This is a genomic window from Salipiger sp. PrR002 (assembly GCF_010500775.1).
Lineage (GTDB): Bacteria > Pseudomonadota > Alphaproteobacteria > Rhodobacterales > Rhodobacteraceae > Salipiger.
The window spans coordinates 155,174-168,944 of sequence record NZ_JAAGOU010000001.1 but is presented as its reverse complement, the minus strand read 5'-3'; the positions used below and the strand labels follow the sequence as shown (position 1 = coordinate 168,944).

Genomic DNA, 13,771 nt, shown 5'->3' with positions numbered 1-13,771 from the left:
ACGAAGCCCGATGCCCGCTTCGCTTAGATCCAAATATCCCGGGGGTGAGGCGCAACGCGCCGAGGGGGCAGCGCCCCCTTTATCCCGACATACGAAAAAGGGCGCCCGACCGGGCGCCCTTTTCTTTTGCGAGCTGCGCGGCCTCAGTAGTGGATCGCGCGGCCCCATGCGTCGAGGACGCTTTCGTGCATCATCTCCGACAGCGTCGGGTGCGGGAAGACGGTGTTCATCAGGTCTTCTTCGGTGGTCTCAAGCTGGCGGCCCACCACGTAGCCCTGGATCAGCTCGGTGACTTCCGCGCCGATCATATGCGCGCCCAGAAGCTCGCCGGTCTTCTCGTCGAAGACGGTTTTCACCAGCCCCTCGGGCTCGCCAAGCGCGATCGCCTTGCCGTTGCCGATGAAGGGGAAGCGGCCGACCTTGATTTTATAGCCCGCCTCTTTCGCCTGCGCTTCGGTCATGCCGACCGAGGCCACCTGCGGGTGGCAATAGGTGCAGCCCGCGATGGAGTTGGGATCGACCGCATGCGGATGACCGCCGGCGATGAGCTCGGCCACCATGACGCCCTCGTGGCTCGCCTTATGCGCCAGCCAGGGCGCGCCGGCGATGTCACCGATGGCGTAGACGCCTTCGATGCCGGTGCGGCAATGCTTGTCCACCACCACGTGGGTGCGCTCCACCTTCACGCCGAGCGCTTCGAGACCCAGCCCTTCGGTGTTGCCGACGATGCCGACCGCCGAGATCACCGTGTCGAACTCTTCCTTGGTGACCTTGCCGCCTTGCTCGATATGCGCGGTGACCTTGCCCTTGGCGCGGTCAAGCTGCTTGACCATGGTCTTCTCGCGGATCTTCAGACCCTGCTTCTCGAACTGCTTCTTGGCAAACTTCGAGATTTCTTCATCTTCCACGGGCAGGATGCGGTCCATCACCTCGACCACCGTCGTATCGGCGCCGAGCGTGTTGTAGAAGCTGGCGAACTCGATGCCGATGGCACCCGAGCCGATGACCAGCAGCTTCTTGGGCATGCGGCCCGGCTGCAGCGCGTGCTTATAGGTCCACACCAGATCGCCATCCGCCTCGAGGCCCGGCAGTTCGCGCGCGCGCGCGCCGGTGGCGATGACGATGTTCTTCGCCGTCAGCTCTTCGGTGCCTTTGTCGGTCTTGACCGTGACCTTGCCCTTGGCGGGGATCGAGGCCTCGCCCATGATCGCCGTCACCTTGTTCTTCTTGAGAAGATGGGTGACGCCGGAGTTCAGCTGCTTGGCCACACCGCGCGAGCGTTTCACCACCGCATCGAGATCGTAACCGATCTTCTCGGCGCTCAGGCCGTAGTCTTCGGCGCGCTGCATGAAGTGGTAGATCTCCGAGGACCGCAGCAGCGCCTTGGTCGGGATGCAGCCCCAGTTGAGGCAGATGCCGCCCATGTGCTCGCGCTCCACCACGGCCACCTTGAGGCCGAGTTGGGCGCCGCGGATGGCGGCGACGTAGCCCCCCGGTCCGGCACCGATGACGATCATATCGAAGCTTTGCGAAGCCATGGCTCTCTCCCGCCGAGTCAAATTAGTTTGATATTAAACCATCTCCCCGGGGGCTTCAACGCCGCGCCGCGAAAGATCGCCTGCCCCGCAGGCAGCTAGGGCGATGCGGGACTTCAGGCAAGGTGACGGGCCACGGCGGAATACGCAACCCGCCACGCGAAAGCTTGCCGCCGGACCGCCGCAAACAACAAGAAAGGCCCGGGCGACAGGATCGCACGGGCCTTAATTCATTAGGCTAATCTGAGGTTCTGGCCGCTCAGGCCGCCTCAACCGCCTGCAGTTTGCGCAGCACCTCGCCATAGCCGCCACCCTGAAGGTAGCCGCTTTCGGGCGAGGTCGAATTGCGCGACAGCGCCTCGTTGCGGGTGGGGAAGCGCCCGAACTCGCGGATCACTTCGCGGTGTGCCCGAGCGTGCAGCAGGTTGCTGGCGCCGGTCTCGGTCAGCCTCTCTTTCATCAGGCGGATGCACCGCTCCTGATCGCAGAGGTTCTCGGAATGCATCAGCGGCAGGTAGAAGAACTGCCGCGCGGGCTCGTCGATCTTCAGATCCCAGCCGCGCCAGATCGCCTGTTTGGCTGCCGCCAGCGCCACCTCATCCGCAGAGAAGGCCTTGGCCTCGCCACGGAACATGTTGCGCGAGAACTGATCGAGCAGGATCACATAGGCAAGCGCGCCGCTGGGATAGGTGAGCCATAGCCCGAACCGCCCCTCCATCGCGCCTTCCCAAGTCTCCTCGAACTGGGAGCGGATCTCGGCGTCGAGCGCCGGGTCCGTTTTGTACCATTTGTCGCTGTCGGTCTGGTCGAGCCAGAATGCCAGAATATCCTCGGGGGCCTTCATACCTTCCATCCTTGCGTGCCGCTCCGGTGTCATGAACAGGTTACATTCGCCTGCACCGGATGCTGAAGTCACAAATTCTGTCAATTGCGACAATCCCTGCTTTCGTCCGTGTCTGCCCGAAAATCAGGCATTCACCTCAATCTGTCTTCGGCCTCTGCCTCGGCGCGCGCGGCCTCGATCATCTCGGCCTCCGCGGCTTCTTGTGCGTCGATCACCGCCTCCTGCGCGACCTCGACCGCCACCATGGAGCCGGTGGGCGCCACTGCGGCGAAGGCGCCGATATCGTCCGCCTGCGGTGCCGCGCGGCGGGTCATGCGCCAGCCCGCGTAGCCGGTGAGACCCAGCATCAGCGCCGAGATCAGCATGAAGAAGCCGCCCGGCCCCATCGTCTGCATCGCGTAGCCCGAGATCAGCGGCCCGGCGATGGCCCCAAGGCCGTTGATGAACAGCAGGCCCGCAGAGGCCGCCGCCATACGGTCCGTGCCGAGGAAGTCGTTGGTGTGGGCGATGAGGATCGAATAGAGCGGGTTCGAGGCGCCGCCGATCAGGAAGGCCGCCGCCAGCAGCACGGTGAAATGCCCCGAAAGCGTCACCGCCAGCGCCGCCGCCACGCCGCCGACCAGCGCCACCGCCATGACCAGCACGCGGCGGTCCATCCGGTCCGACAGCCAGCCCAGCGGATACTGAGTGACCAGCGCCCCCACATAGAAGGCCGCGACGAAGGTGGAGATCTGCGCAAGGCTCAGCCCCGCCTCCGAGCCATAGACCGCCGCCATACCAAACTGCGAGGCGAAGACACCGCCCAGCAGGAACATCCCGACCATGCCCAGCGGCGAGACGTGGAACAGCTCCAGCAGGCTCATCGGGCGGGTGGTGTCAAAGGCGGGCGTCGGCGAGATCGACAGCAGAATGGGCGCGAAGGCGATCGAAACCAGCACCGAGGGGATCACGAAAAGCAGGAAGCCCGAGCTGTCGGGGATCAGCAGCATGGCCTGCGCGGCGATGATGCCGACCATCTGCACGATCATATAGGCCGAGAGCGCCTGCCCGCGGTTCTCGTTCGACGAGGCGTTGTTGAGCCAGCTTTCGGCGGTCACATAGACGCCGCAGTAGCAAAAGCCGATGACCATCCGCTCGATGGTCCAGACGATGGGATGCGGGAACGCCGGGTAGAGGATCAGCACCGCCGAGATGAACGAGCCAAGCGCGGCGAAGACCCGCACGTGCCCGACGCGGCGGATCATTCCGGGCGTCAGCCGCGAGGCAAGCAAGAAGCCCGCGAAGTACCCGGCCATGACGATCGACATGGAGAAGGCCGAGAACCCCGCGTCGCCGCCGCGCACACCCAAGAGCGAGCCCTGCAGACCGTTGCCCACCATCAGCAGCATGACGCCCAAAAGCAGCGCCCAGGAATTCTTCAGAACCTCGGTCATGTCCGGCCCCTTTTTCCACATCCGCCGCGACGCAGTTTGGTCACGATCTGCTGCGGCGATTCTTACCTTTGCCCTGCCCTGCCCTCACGACGCTTTCGGCGCAAGAGCATTCTAATTTCGTCGCAAAATTGGGCATATTTCGCACCGAAAACCCGCGTGATTTGTTAACTACCTAGTATGGCACCGTCACGGTTGCATTTTCACAAACGCGAAAATGCGACAGGTAAACAAACTCTTACCGGGAGTCGCATGCAGCTTGGTGAATTCAAATGGCGCGCAGCCACATGAGCGCCGCAAAGAAGGCGCAATTCAGGCGCCAAATATGGATGTGCGGGACATGTTTTCCCCGCGCAGTGGAGGAACCAGTGAGGGGGCGCATCCGTCATGACGCGCACGAGGAGTACGACTGGAAAGACCCGACGGCTCGGCAAGACATTCATGCTGAGAAGGTTTCGCGAGCAGGAGGACGGCTCGCTGACCGTGGAAATGGCGATCTGGGCACCGTTTTTGCTCTGCATGCTCGCGCTGATCATGGATTTCGCCTATCTCATGGTGGTCAACGCCAACATGTGGAGCGCCGCGCGCGACACCGCCCGCGCCGTCTCGATCCACCGGGTGCGCCCGGAAGAGGCCAACGACTACCTGCGCAGCAGGCTGTTTTTCGGCAACAATGATTATGTCGTCGATGTGCAGGTCGACCGCGACGAGGTCGATGCCCGCATCAGCCTGCCGGGGGCCAAAGCGTCTCTGACGCCGGTCATGGGCCGCTACGTGGTGGGCGAGTTGAAGGCGTCGATCTCGATGCTGCGGGAGCCCAGCTGATGACGGCATCCCGTATCTGGCCGCGCCTGCGGGCCGGGCTGTGGCGCAATGAAGACGGCGCAGGAACAGCCATCGCGCTCTTCATGCTGATCATCGGCACATTGCTCGGCGGCGCAGCGATCGACGTGGCCAACGCGTGGCGCGTGAAGGAAATCCTGCAATCCAACGCAGAGGCCGCAGCCCTCAGCGCCGCCACCCGCGCCTCCGAGCCGCTGATCGGTCAGAGCCCGCGCAAGGTCGCGCAGCGCATCGCAGGCAGCGGGCTGGAGGTCGCGAAGCTCGACAACGCATGGCACAAGCAAAGCTTCGAGATCGGGCGGCGCGACGCCCAAAGCGGCGACTTCCTGCCCGGCCAGCATCCCTATGACGCCGTGCGGGTCACGCTGAACCGCGACGAAGCCCATGACAGCGCCGAGCCGCTGCTGTTTCTCGGCCTCTTTGGCTACGACAAATGGGACTTGCAAGGTCAGGCCGTGGCGCAGTTCCGCACCCGTGGCGCGCTGCGCTGCCCCGCGCCGCTGCTGTCGCTGCAGACGCGGGTGGATGTCTCGGCGCTGGATGTCTTCCTTGGCATTTGTCTGATGGCCAACGCCGGTGTCGACTACGGCGAGATGCCGCTCTGGCGGACCGATGAAACCGATGCGCTGATCGACAAGCTGCTCACCCAAGGTGTCGCCCTGCCCCGGCTCGACCTCTTCGGCCTGCAAGAGCTCAGCCTGTCGGACATCGAGGCGGTCGCCCGCACCGCCACGCAGAACCTGCACATCCGCGATCTCGACGACATCGAGGTGCTGAGCGACGGCAGCGTCTACATCGACTGCGAGGCCGGAGAGGTGCTGCGCTTGGGCGATGGGTTCGTGGTCGAGAACGCGGCGATCTTTTCCGAATGCCCGATCCGCTTCGAGGGCGAGGTGTCGCTGCGCGCCAGCCTCGTGGTGTCGAACCTGCTGTCGCTGGTGCGTGACCTCGACGAGGTGCGGCTGCGGCCCGACAAGCTGCTCACCGGATCGCCAGCCTGCGCGCCCGGGGATGGGGTGAAGGTGCTGCTCTTTGCCGATCTCGATGCGGTTGCGGGCATCCCCGCGCTGGTCTCGACGGACCGGCCGCTGGGCCAATTCCTTGACCAGACGGTCGAGGAGACAGGCACGCTGCTATCCGGCACGCTCGATCTGCTGGGCGGGATCGTGAACCCGCTGGTGCGGGAGATCTCCGAGATCACCACCGATCTGCAACTGCTGCCGATCTGCCTCAACGCCGAGACCATGCTGAACGGCGATACGGTGGTGCTGCGCTGACCGCTCGCCCTCAGGGGATCAGCAGCGAGGCATCACCGTACGAGAAGAACCGGTAGCGTTCGGCAATCGCATGAGCATAGACGCGGTCCATCCGCTCCTTGCCCATGAAGGCCGCCACCAGCATCATCAGCGTCGATTTCGGCAGGTGGAAATTGGTCATCAGCGCGTCGGCGACGTGGAAGGTGAAGCCGGGGTAGATGAAGATGTCCGTCACTCCGCTCCAAGGCGCGATGGCCCCTGTGTCGCGCGCGGCGGTCTCGATCAGGCGCAGCGCGGTGGTGCCCACCGGGATCACCCGCCCACCGGCCGCCTTGGTGGCGGCGATCTCGGAGGCGGCCACTTCGGTCACCTCGCCCCATTCGCCGTGCATCTTGTGGGTGGTCACATCGTCCACCTTCACCGGCAGGAAGGTGCCCGCGCCCACGTGCAGCGTCACATGGGTGAATTCCACGCCCCGCGCCTTCAGCGCCGCCAGCAGCGCATCGTCGAAATGCAGCGAGGCCGTCGGGGCGGCCACCGCGCCCGAATTCTTGGCCCAAACGGTCTGATAGTCTTCCTTATCTTGGGCATCGGCGGCGCGTTTGGCGGCGATATAGGGCGGGAGCGGCATCGCCCCGGCCTCGGCCAGCGCGGCATCGAAATCCTCGCCGGTGAGGTTGAAGCGCAGCAGCCCCTGCCCGTCCTCGCGCGCCTCAAGCGTTGCCGAAAGCTGGTCCGAGAACACCACCGTCTCGCCCTCGCGCAGCTTCTTCAGCGGCTTGACCAAGGCAGACCAGAGCCCGCCCGCCCGCGGCTCGAGCAGCGTCACCTCGATCCGCGCCTCGGTCTCGCCCTGCGCGCTGGAGCGATGGCGCAGACCTGAAAGTCGCGCCGGGATCACCTTGGTGTCGTTCAGCACCAGCCGGTCGCCGGGCTGCAGCCAGTCGGTCAGGTCGCGCACGATGGCATCGGTGATGCACGCGCCCTCGGCCACCAGCAGCCGCGCTGAAGAGCGCGGATGCGCCGGGCGCGTGGCAATGAGGTCCTCGGGGAGAGGGAAGTCGAAATCGGAAAGCTGCATGGATTTGGGTGCTCTTGGAAGTGGGCGCTGCGCTACTGACTCACCTGCGGCGGCGGGCGCCGGAAGATGTCACGGAACATGCCCGGGGTGAAGACCGAAAGCGGGTTCACGCTGACCGCCGGATCGGCGACCGGGCCGCGCAGGTTGAAGTTGAAGCCGATCAGCCCCTCGCCCTTGCGCGAGAAAAGCTGCCCGATGCCGTTGATCACATAGATCGGCGACAGCACGCCCTGCATGTCCATCATGCCGCTGGCAAGGTTGGCATAGCCGTCCATCGAAATGCCCATTGACGGGCCAGTGGCGCTGGAGCGGGTGAGGATGATCTGCTGCGGGGTGAGGCGGAAGCGGGCGTCTACCTCGGAAAAGAAGATGCCCGGCCCGTTGAGCTGGTCGAGGATGCCAACCACGCTGATACCGTCGAGCAGTTGCACCACCGCCGGATTCTTTTGCATCCGCGTTCCCTCGATGGTGAGCGCGCCGTCGTATTCGCCGGTCTTGCCCTGCACCGGCACGAGGGTCAGATCGAAGGTGCCGTCCTGAATGTTCTGCATCACCCCCGCGCCCTTGAGCACGTCGCCCGCGTCCCGCGCCCGGATGCGGATGGCCGTGCCGCCGTTCTGCGGAACCACATCGCCGCGCACCGGGGCCCGCCCACCCACGCTGCCGGTGAAGGTGCCGTTGATGCCGCGCCGGGTGTCGAACTTTCCCTGCAGATTGGTGATGGCGATCTTGTCGGTGACCTGCAGGCGGTTCACGGCGATGTCGATCGGCCCGCCACCGCTGCCACCACCGCCCGAGCCGCCAACCGGCGCGCCGCGCATGTCGAGCATATTGCCGGTGAGGCGCATGGCCGGTGCCGCGTTGCGCCCGCGCCCGCTCAGCACCGCCGCCCCGTCGAACCAGCCGCCTGCGCGCAACACCGGCAGCGACAACTGGCGCAGCGTGCCGTTCTCGTTGAGCGAGACCGAACCCTGCGCAGTCAGCCCCGGCGCACGCAGCGCCAGCTTCTCGACCGAGACCGGCGTGCCCAGCGTGCCCGCCACTTCCAGCGATCCCGTGCCGCCCTGCGACAGCCGCCAGCCCAGTTGCGGCAGCGACACGCCAAGACCCGCAAGATCCGAGGTCAGCACGAACTGCGGCGGCTGGCCGTGCGCCAGCGTGATGTCGATGCTGCCGCGCCCCTGCCCCGAGAAGGTGCCCGCAGGCAGGCCGATCCCCAGCGCCTGCGAGACAGCTTCGGAGAGCACCACCGCGCCTTCGACCTTGCCGGGCGTGTCCGGCGTGAAGGATTGGCTCCACGCGCCGTCAAAGGGCGCGCCCGACAGATCGCCCTTGCCGCTCACACTGACGCCAGTGTCATCCACCGCCACGTAAAGCTCATCGGCGCTCAGCACCTTGCCCGGCACAAGCTCGGCGCTTTCGACGCCCGTCACTATGGCGTCGGCGATCACCGCGATCTCCTCGCGCTGCACGCCCTTCTTCAGCGGCGTCACCACCCGCACCTGCGCCGAGACCTCTCCGGTCCCCAGCGCCACGGGTTTGTTGGCCTTCTTCATCACCTCGAGCGGCTCTTCGTCGAGATAAGAGAGCGCCGCCTCAAGCGAGCCCGTCGCCTTGACGTTGACCTCGCCGGTCATCGGGCGCTGCGTGAGATCGGGAATGACAAAACTCGAGCCCTTGCCCTGCAAAAGCCCGCCCTGCGTGGGCCGCACCTCGCCGCTGTCGAGCATCACGGACAGGCGGTTGCGCAGGAAAGAAAGCTGGCCGACGCCTTCGTAAAGACGCGGCAGCGTGCGCGAATAGGTCAGCTCCACCCCCTCGAAGCGGCTTTGCAGATAGGGCACCAAGCTGCCGCCGGGATCGAGCCGCAGGGCCAGCCCCACATCGTGGAAGGTGCCCGCGTAGATGTTCTTTTCGACCCAGTCGCGCGCCTTTTCCGCCGCCGCGCGCGGCCAATAGGCCAGCAGCGTCTCGGGGGTCAGCGTGTCGAGCTGCGCATCCAGCGCCAAGCGCCAGCCCGCCTCCTCCGCCGCCAGAGTGCCACTCGCGCGCAGCGGCAGCTTCGGATCGGTCACCCGCAGGCGGCCAAGCTCGAAGCGGAATGGATCGAAGTTCAACCGCCAGTCGGTCTCGGCCCCCGCCAGTTGCAGCTTGTCGTCAAAGAACCCCTTGGGATCGGCCTCCAGCCGGGTAAAGCGGAACTGACCCACCATGGCGCCGGGCATGCCCTGCGACAGCCCTTCGAGCACCGCGCGCCCGTCCGAGACCATGGTGCCCAGACGGCTCTTCACCGAGATCTCGTCAAAGGTCAGCGTGGCGGTCTTGGGGTCGAACGAGAAATAGGTGCGGGCATTCTCGAAGGGGATCGGCTGCGTCTCGGGGCGCGGCTGCAGCACGCCCTCGCCGATCTGCAACGTCGCCGACAGCGCGCCCAGCTTGTCGCCGCCGGTGACATTGCCGCGCAGCGAGCCAGAGATGGGCGCGCGCAGACCATTGAGCCACGCCAAGGCCGGGCTTTGCGTTGCGATGTCCTGCGCCAAGAGGTTGCTGAGCGTGGTGCCGAAGCTGACACTGTCCTCGCCAATCCGGCTCTCGGCATTGAACGACAGGGTGGCGGGCACATCGCTGTTGCCCAGCAGCGCCACATCCCCCGCAATGCGCAGCGTGTCGCCCTCGCGCCGCAGCCCGACGCGGCCGCCGTCCGCCGTCCACGCCCGGCCCGCGCGGGCGTCCTCATAGCGCAGCGTCAGCGCATCCGCCTCGACCGAGCGCAGCCCGGCCAGCCGCGGCTCCTCGGCCAGCGTGTCGATCTGCGCAAGGATCGTCGCAAGATCGGGGGCCAACCCGTCCGAGGCGAACATACCATCGACACCCATGGTGAGGTCGCCATTGGGATCGCGCCGCAGCATCAGTTGCACGCCAGAGACACGCACCGCCCGCAACTGGTACTCGCCGCGCAGCAGCTGCGTCGGAGCCAGCCCGACCTCGACCAGCGCCAGCGAGCCCAGCTGCCCGCCCTCGGCGCTTTGCAATTGCACATCGGTCAGCGCGATGCGGGCCAGCCAGTCGGGCTGCAGCCGCAGCCGCAGGTCGCCGAAATCCACCTTCAGGCCCGGCACCGCCTCGGCCAGCCGCGTCTCGATCGCGCTGCGCATCCAGTCCGGCGCCGAGACCGAGCGCCCCATCGCGTACCAGATGCCGCCTGCCAACAGCGCCGCCACCAGCACCAGTACGCCAAGCCCGCAGCCGCAGCCCCAGAGCACGACGCGGCGGCGTCCGGAACGGGATTTTCTGGCTTTGCGGCGGTCGGTCACTGGCGGCGCGCTTTCATCTCGCTATTGTCCTTCTTCGGGTTCTAGCCCAAGAACCACGCAAAGCGAACTGCCCCAAAGGAGATGCGCGATGTCCGACATGGCCCACGATTTCACCCTTCCCGTCACCGGCGGCGGAGAGATCACCCTCTCGGACCTGCGGCCCTCGAAGGTGGTGCTGTTCTTCTACCCGCGCGACGACACCTCCGGCTGCACGGTCGAGAACCAGGATTTCTCGCGGCTGCTGCCCGAGTTCGAAGCTCTGGATACCAAAGTCTTTGGCATCTCGGCAGACTCCTTGGAAAGCCACGAAAAATTCATGCGCAAGAAGGCGCTAACCGTGCCGCTGCTGTCCGATGAGACCGCCCAGACCTGCACCGCCTTTGGCGTGTGGAAGGAAAAGAAGATGTACGGCAAGACCTTCATGGGCATCGAGCGCACGACGATTTTGATCGACGGCGAAGGCCGCATCGCGCGCGAATGGCGCAAGGTGAAGGTGCCCGGCCACGCCGAAGAAGTTCTTGAGGCGGTGAAGGCGCTTTAAGCGCTCCGGCGGCAAGTGGCGGATCAACTCCCTTCGAAGGGAGTTCCAAGGTCCTTACAAGGACGTTGTGGTCCGCCAAGCGGCCCGCGCGCCGCTGCGTGCCAAGTGCGATGCCGAAAAACCGGGCATGCCCCGGCGTAACTTCTATACAAAAGAAGTATCTGAGATCGGCGAGTTTTCGCCGTTTGCGCGTTGATCCGCTGCTCTTGGCGAATCGCAAGCCCAAAATTGTTGCGATTTCGGGGGGGTCTGTTACTCCCCTAGCAGGCGTTGGAGTTAGGGGACCTTCGCCAGAACAGGGACGGAATAAGGGACTGACACGTGCGAACGCGTCTCGCGATCAAATGGCACGCGCTGCTAGAGCGCTACTTTCCGGAACGCCGACTTTTTCTGAGATCGGACAATGACACGCGGTTCATCCGCCTCCGATCCGGCACGCAGGCCGCCGCGACGCTTGGCATCGCCCTCACCGTGGGCTGGACCATCGTCGCAACCGCCATCCTGATGATGGACAGCATCAGCGCTGGCAATTTCCGCGAGCAATCCCGCCGCGACCAGACCACATATCAGCAGCGCCTTAACGAGCTTTCGCGCGAACGCGACGTGCGCGCCGCCGAGGCCAAGGCCGCGCAGGAACGGTTCAACGTCGCGCTCGCGCAGGTCTCTGAGATGCAGTCGCAACTGCTCGACAGCGAGACCCGCCGCCGCGAGTTGGAGACCGGGATCGACGTGATCCAGTCGACCCTCGGCACCGCGATGAAAGAGCGTGAAGAGGCCACCGACCGGCTTACCACGCTGCAGGACCAACTGGCCGAAGGCGGCACCGCCATCGCCTCTGCCGAAGGTGACAGCACGCTCGACCTGCTGTCCGAGGCGCTGGCCCGCACCGCCGAAGAGCGCGATCAAGTGGTGGCAGACGCACAGGACGCGCTGGTGCGCGCCGACGAAATGGCCACCGAACTGCGCCTGCGCGAAGAGCAGAACGACATCATCTTCCGCCAGCTCGAAGACGCGATGACCATTTCGGTCGAGCCGCTCGACAAGATGTTCAAGGCCGCGGGCATGAGCCCCGACAGCCTGATCAAGCAGGTCCGCAAAGGCTATTCCGGGCAAGGCGGTCCGCTTACCCCGCTGACCTTCACCACCCGCGGTCAGGAACCCTCGGCGGACGCCGAGCGCGCCAACCGCATCCTTGGCGAAATGGACAAGCTGAACCTCTATCGCATCGCCGCCGAGAAGGCGCCCTTCTCGGTGCCGCTGAAGGATCCGTTCCGCTTCACCTCGGGCTTCGGACGCCGCTGGGGTCGCCTGCACGCGGGCACCGATTTCGCCGCGCCGCATGGCACGGCGATCTATGCCACCGCCGATGGCGTGGTGATCCACGCGGGCTGGATGTCGGGCTACGGGCGCCTCGTGAAAATTCAGCACGAGTTCGGCATCGAGACGCGCTATGCACATATGTCCAGAATCAACGTGAAGGTCGGCCAAAGGGTCTCGCGCGGGCAGCAGGTTGGTGCTATGGGAAATACAGGACGCTCGACCGGCACGCATCTTCACTATGAAGTTCGCGTAGGCGGCGAGCCAGTCAATCCCATGATCTACATCAAGGCTGCAAACGATGTTTTCTAAGAGCAAGATCAATGAACCCGGTCCCAAGGCCGAGGACACCGCGGCAAAGCCCGCTGTTTCCGACGCGCCCCGCTCGACCGAGTTCAAACCCACGGCCCCGAAAGCCAAGCCTCCGGCTTCGGTGCTGTCGAGCGATCTGCACATCACGGGCAACATCAAGACCACCGGCGACATTCAGGTCGAAGGCACTATCGAGGGCGACATCCGCGCCCACCTGCTGACCGTGGGCGAGTCCGCCACCATCAAGGGCGAGATCATCGCCGATGACGTGGTGATCAATGGCCGCATCGTGGGCCGCGTGCGCGGCCTGAAGGTGCGCCTGACCGCCACCGCGCGCGTCGAGGGTGATATCATCCACAAGACCATCGCCATCGAGTCCGGCGCCCATTTCGAGGGGTCGGTGCAGCGCGCCGACGATCCGCTCTCGACCGGCAAGAAAGCCGCGGCTCCTGCCGCCGCCGCGGACCAGCCCACTGCGGGCTGAGCCTTTCACGGCATCGACAGAATGCGAAACGCCGGGCCCCTGCCCGGCGTTTTTCATTTTGCGATCATGAAGATAGCCGCAACGACCGCGCCCCACCAAAGGCTCAAGCTCAGGCTCAGGCCTCCAGTTCGGCATCCCAGTAGAGGAAGTCGAGCCAGCTGTCGTGCAGGTGGTTGGGCGGGAACTTCCGCCCGACGTTCAACAGGTCGCCCGCCGTGGGCTGGCGCGGCGCGTGGTAAAGCGACATACCCGCCCGGCGCAGGCTTTTCGAGCCCTTGCGCAGATTGCAGGGCGAACAGGCCGCCACCACATTCTCCCAACTGGTGATCCCGCCCGAGGCGCGCGGCACAACGTGGTCAAAGGTCAGATCGCCCTTGCTGCCGCAGTACTGGCAGCGGAATTCATCCCTCAAGAAAAGATTAAAGCGCGTGAAGGCCACGCGCTTTCTCGGTTTTACGTAATCTTTCAGCACCACGACGCTGGGGATTTTCAGCGTCATCGAGGGGCTTCGGACCTCCTCGTCGTACTCGGCTATGATGTCCACCCTGTCGAGGAAGGCCGCCTTCACCGCTTCCTGCCATGGCCAGAGCGACAGCGGGTAATAGGAGAGCGGGCGGTAATCCGCGTTCAGCACCAGCGCGGGGTGTTGCCGGAGCGCCGAGGGCTCTCTTACGAAGTGAGTTCTGAAGTCGCCGTCCATGGGTGAGTCGTCCCCCGCTCTGTCTGCTCGTAAGGGCACCAGAGCGGGACACCCCGCCCCAGCTTTCAAACCACTATATATCGCGGATAGGCTCTGGCAAGCCTCGCTATATGC

11 protein-coding genes are annotated in these 13,771 nt (G+C 65.2%); 5 read left to right on the top strand and 6 right to left on the bottom strand.

The window, feature by feature from the left end:
* Nucleotides 1-143: 143 nt before the first annotated feature.
* From lpdA to G0A00_RS00780, 3 genes are all read right to left on the bottom strand, one after another.
* Nucleotides 144-1,538, bottom strand: a complete 1,395-nt coding sequence (gene lpdA / locus G0A00_RS00790) for a dihydrolipoyl dehydrogenase (protein WP_164179014.1) — start codon at nucleotides 1,536-1,538, stop codon at nucleotides 144-146.
* 256 nt (nucleotides 1,539-1,794) lie between these two features.
* On the bottom strand, nucleotides 1,795-2,379 hold the full coding sequence (locus G0A00_RS00785; RefSeq protein WP_164179013.1) for a DUF924 family protein: 585 nt from the start codon (nucleotides 2,377-2,379) through the stop codon (nucleotides 1,795-1,797).
* 131 nt (nucleotides 2,380-2,510) lie between these two features.
* A complete protein-coding gene (locus tag G0A00_RS00780) occupies nucleotides 2,511-3,812 on the bottom strand; it encodes an MFS transporter (protein WP_164179012.1) in 1,302 nt (433 codons plus the stop codon).
* Nucleotides 3,813-4,250: 438 nt separating this feature from the next.
* Here G0A00_RS00780 and G0A00_RS00775 point away from each other — a divergent pair, with 438 nt between their 5' ends.
* Nucleotides 4,251-4,634 carry a TadE/TadG family type IV pilus assembly protein gene (locus G0A00_RS00775; protein WP_066101007.1) on the top strand — a complete coding sequence of 128 codons (384 nt, stop codon included), beginning with the start codon at nucleotides 4,251-4,253 and terminating at the stop codon, nucleotides 4,632-4,634.
* Nucleotides 4,634-5,929 (top strand): TadG family pilus assembly protein, encoded by a 1,296-nt coding sequence (locus tag G0A00_RS00770; protein ID WP_164179011.1) that lies wholly within the window; start codon nucleotides 4,634-4,636, stop codon nucleotides 5,927-5,929. Before G0A00_RS00775 ends, G0A00_RS00770 begins: the two co-directional genes overlap by 1 nt.
* 10 nt (nucleotides 5,930-5,939) lie before the next feature.
* On the opposite strand, the gene queA is transcribed toward G0A00_RS00770, so the two are convergent.
* Nucleotides 5,940-6,989, bottom strand: coding sequence for a tRNA preQ1(34) S-adenosylmethionine ribosyltransferase-isomerase QueA (queA, locus tag G0A00_RS00765; RefSeq protein WP_164179010.1), 1,050 nt, complete (start codon nucleotides 6,987-6,989; stop codon nucleotides 5,940-5,942).
* A 32-nt stretch (nucleotides 6,990-7,021) separates the two neighbouring features.
* Nucleotides 7,022-10,303, bottom strand: coding sequence for a DUF3971 domain-containing protein (locus G0A00_RS00760; protein ID WP_368667647.1), 3,282 nt, complete (start codon nucleotides 10,301-10,303; stop codon nucleotides 7,022-7,024).
* A gap of 88 nt (nucleotides 10,304-10,391) precedes the next feature.
* Between G0A00_RS00760 and G0A00_RS00755 the strand changes: the two genes are divergently transcribed.
* The 3 genes from G0A00_RS00755 (at nucleotide 10,392) to G0A00_RS00745 (ending at nucleotide 12,957) form a co-directional block, all read left to right on the top strand.
* Nucleotides 10,392-10,844, top strand: a complete 453-nt coding sequence (locus tag G0A00_RS00755) for a peroxiredoxin (RefSeq protein ID WP_066101019.1) — start codon at nucleotides 10,392-10,394, stop codon at nucleotides 10,842-10,844.
* Nucleotides 10,845-11,165: 321 nt separating this feature from the next.
* Nucleotides 11,166-12,473 (top strand): DUF5930 domain-containing protein, encoded by a 1,308-nt coding sequence (locus G0A00_RS00750; RefSeq protein ID WP_164179009.1) that lies wholly within the window; start codon nucleotides 11,166-11,168, stop codon nucleotides 12,471-12,473.
* A complete protein-coding gene (locus G0A00_RS00745; RefSeq protein WP_164179008.1) occupies nucleotides 12,463-12,957 on the top strand; it encodes a polymer-forming cytoskeletal protein in 495 nt (164 codons plus the stop codon). Before G0A00_RS00750 ends, G0A00_RS00745 begins: the two co-directional genes overlap by 11 nt.
* Nucleotides 12,958-13,072: 115 nt before the next feature.
* Here G0A00_RS00745 and G0A00_RS00740 read toward each other — a convergent pair whose 3' ends face one another.
* Nucleotides 13,073-13,657 carry an HNH endonuclease gene (locus G0A00_RS00740; RefSeq protein ID WP_164179007.1) on the bottom strand — a complete coding sequence of 195 codons (585 nt, stop codon included), beginning with the start codon at nucleotides 13,655-13,657 and terminating at the stop codon, nucleotides 13,073-13,075.
* Nucleotides 13,658-13,771: the final 114 nt, after the last annotated feature.

Bases quoted from the DNA above. Each gene is read 5' to 3' on its own strand.
- lpdA (WP_164179014.1), bottom strand. From the start codon at position 1,538: ATGGCTTCGCAAAGCTTCGATATGATCGTCATCGGTGCCGGACCGGGG.
- G0A00_RS00785 (WP_164179013.1), bottom strand. From the start codon at position 2,379: ATGAAGGCCCCCGAGGATATTCTGGCATTCTGGCTCGACCAGACCGAC.
- G0A00_RS00780 (WP_164179012.1), bottom strand. From the start codon at position 3,812: ATGACCGAGGTTCTGAAGAATTCCTGGGCGCTGCTTTTGGGCGTCATG.
- G0A00_RS00775 (WP_066101007.1), top strand. From the start codon at position 4,251: ATGCTGAGAAGGTTTCGCGAGCAGGAGGACGGCTCGCTGACCGTGGAA.
- G0A00_RS00770 (WP_164179011.1), top strand. From the start codon at position 4,634: ATGACGGCATCCCGTATCTGGCCGCGCCTGCGGGCCGGGCTGTGGCGC.
- queA (WP_164179010.1), bottom strand. From the start codon at position 6,989: ATGCAGCTTTCCGATTTCGACTTCCCTCTCCCCGAGGACCTCATTGCC.
- G0A00_RS00755 (WP_066101019.1), top strand. From the start codon at position 10,392: ATGTCCGACATGGCCCACGATTTCACCCTTCCCGTCACCGGCGGCGGA.
- G0A00_RS00745 (WP_164179008.1), top strand. From the start codon at position 12,463: ATGTTTTCTAAGAGCAAGATCAATGAACCCGGTCCCAAGGCCGAGGAC.
- G0A00_RS00740 (WP_164179007.1), bottom strand. From the start codon at position 13,657: ATGGACGGCGACTTCAGAACTCACTTCGTAAGAGAGCCCTCGGCGCTC.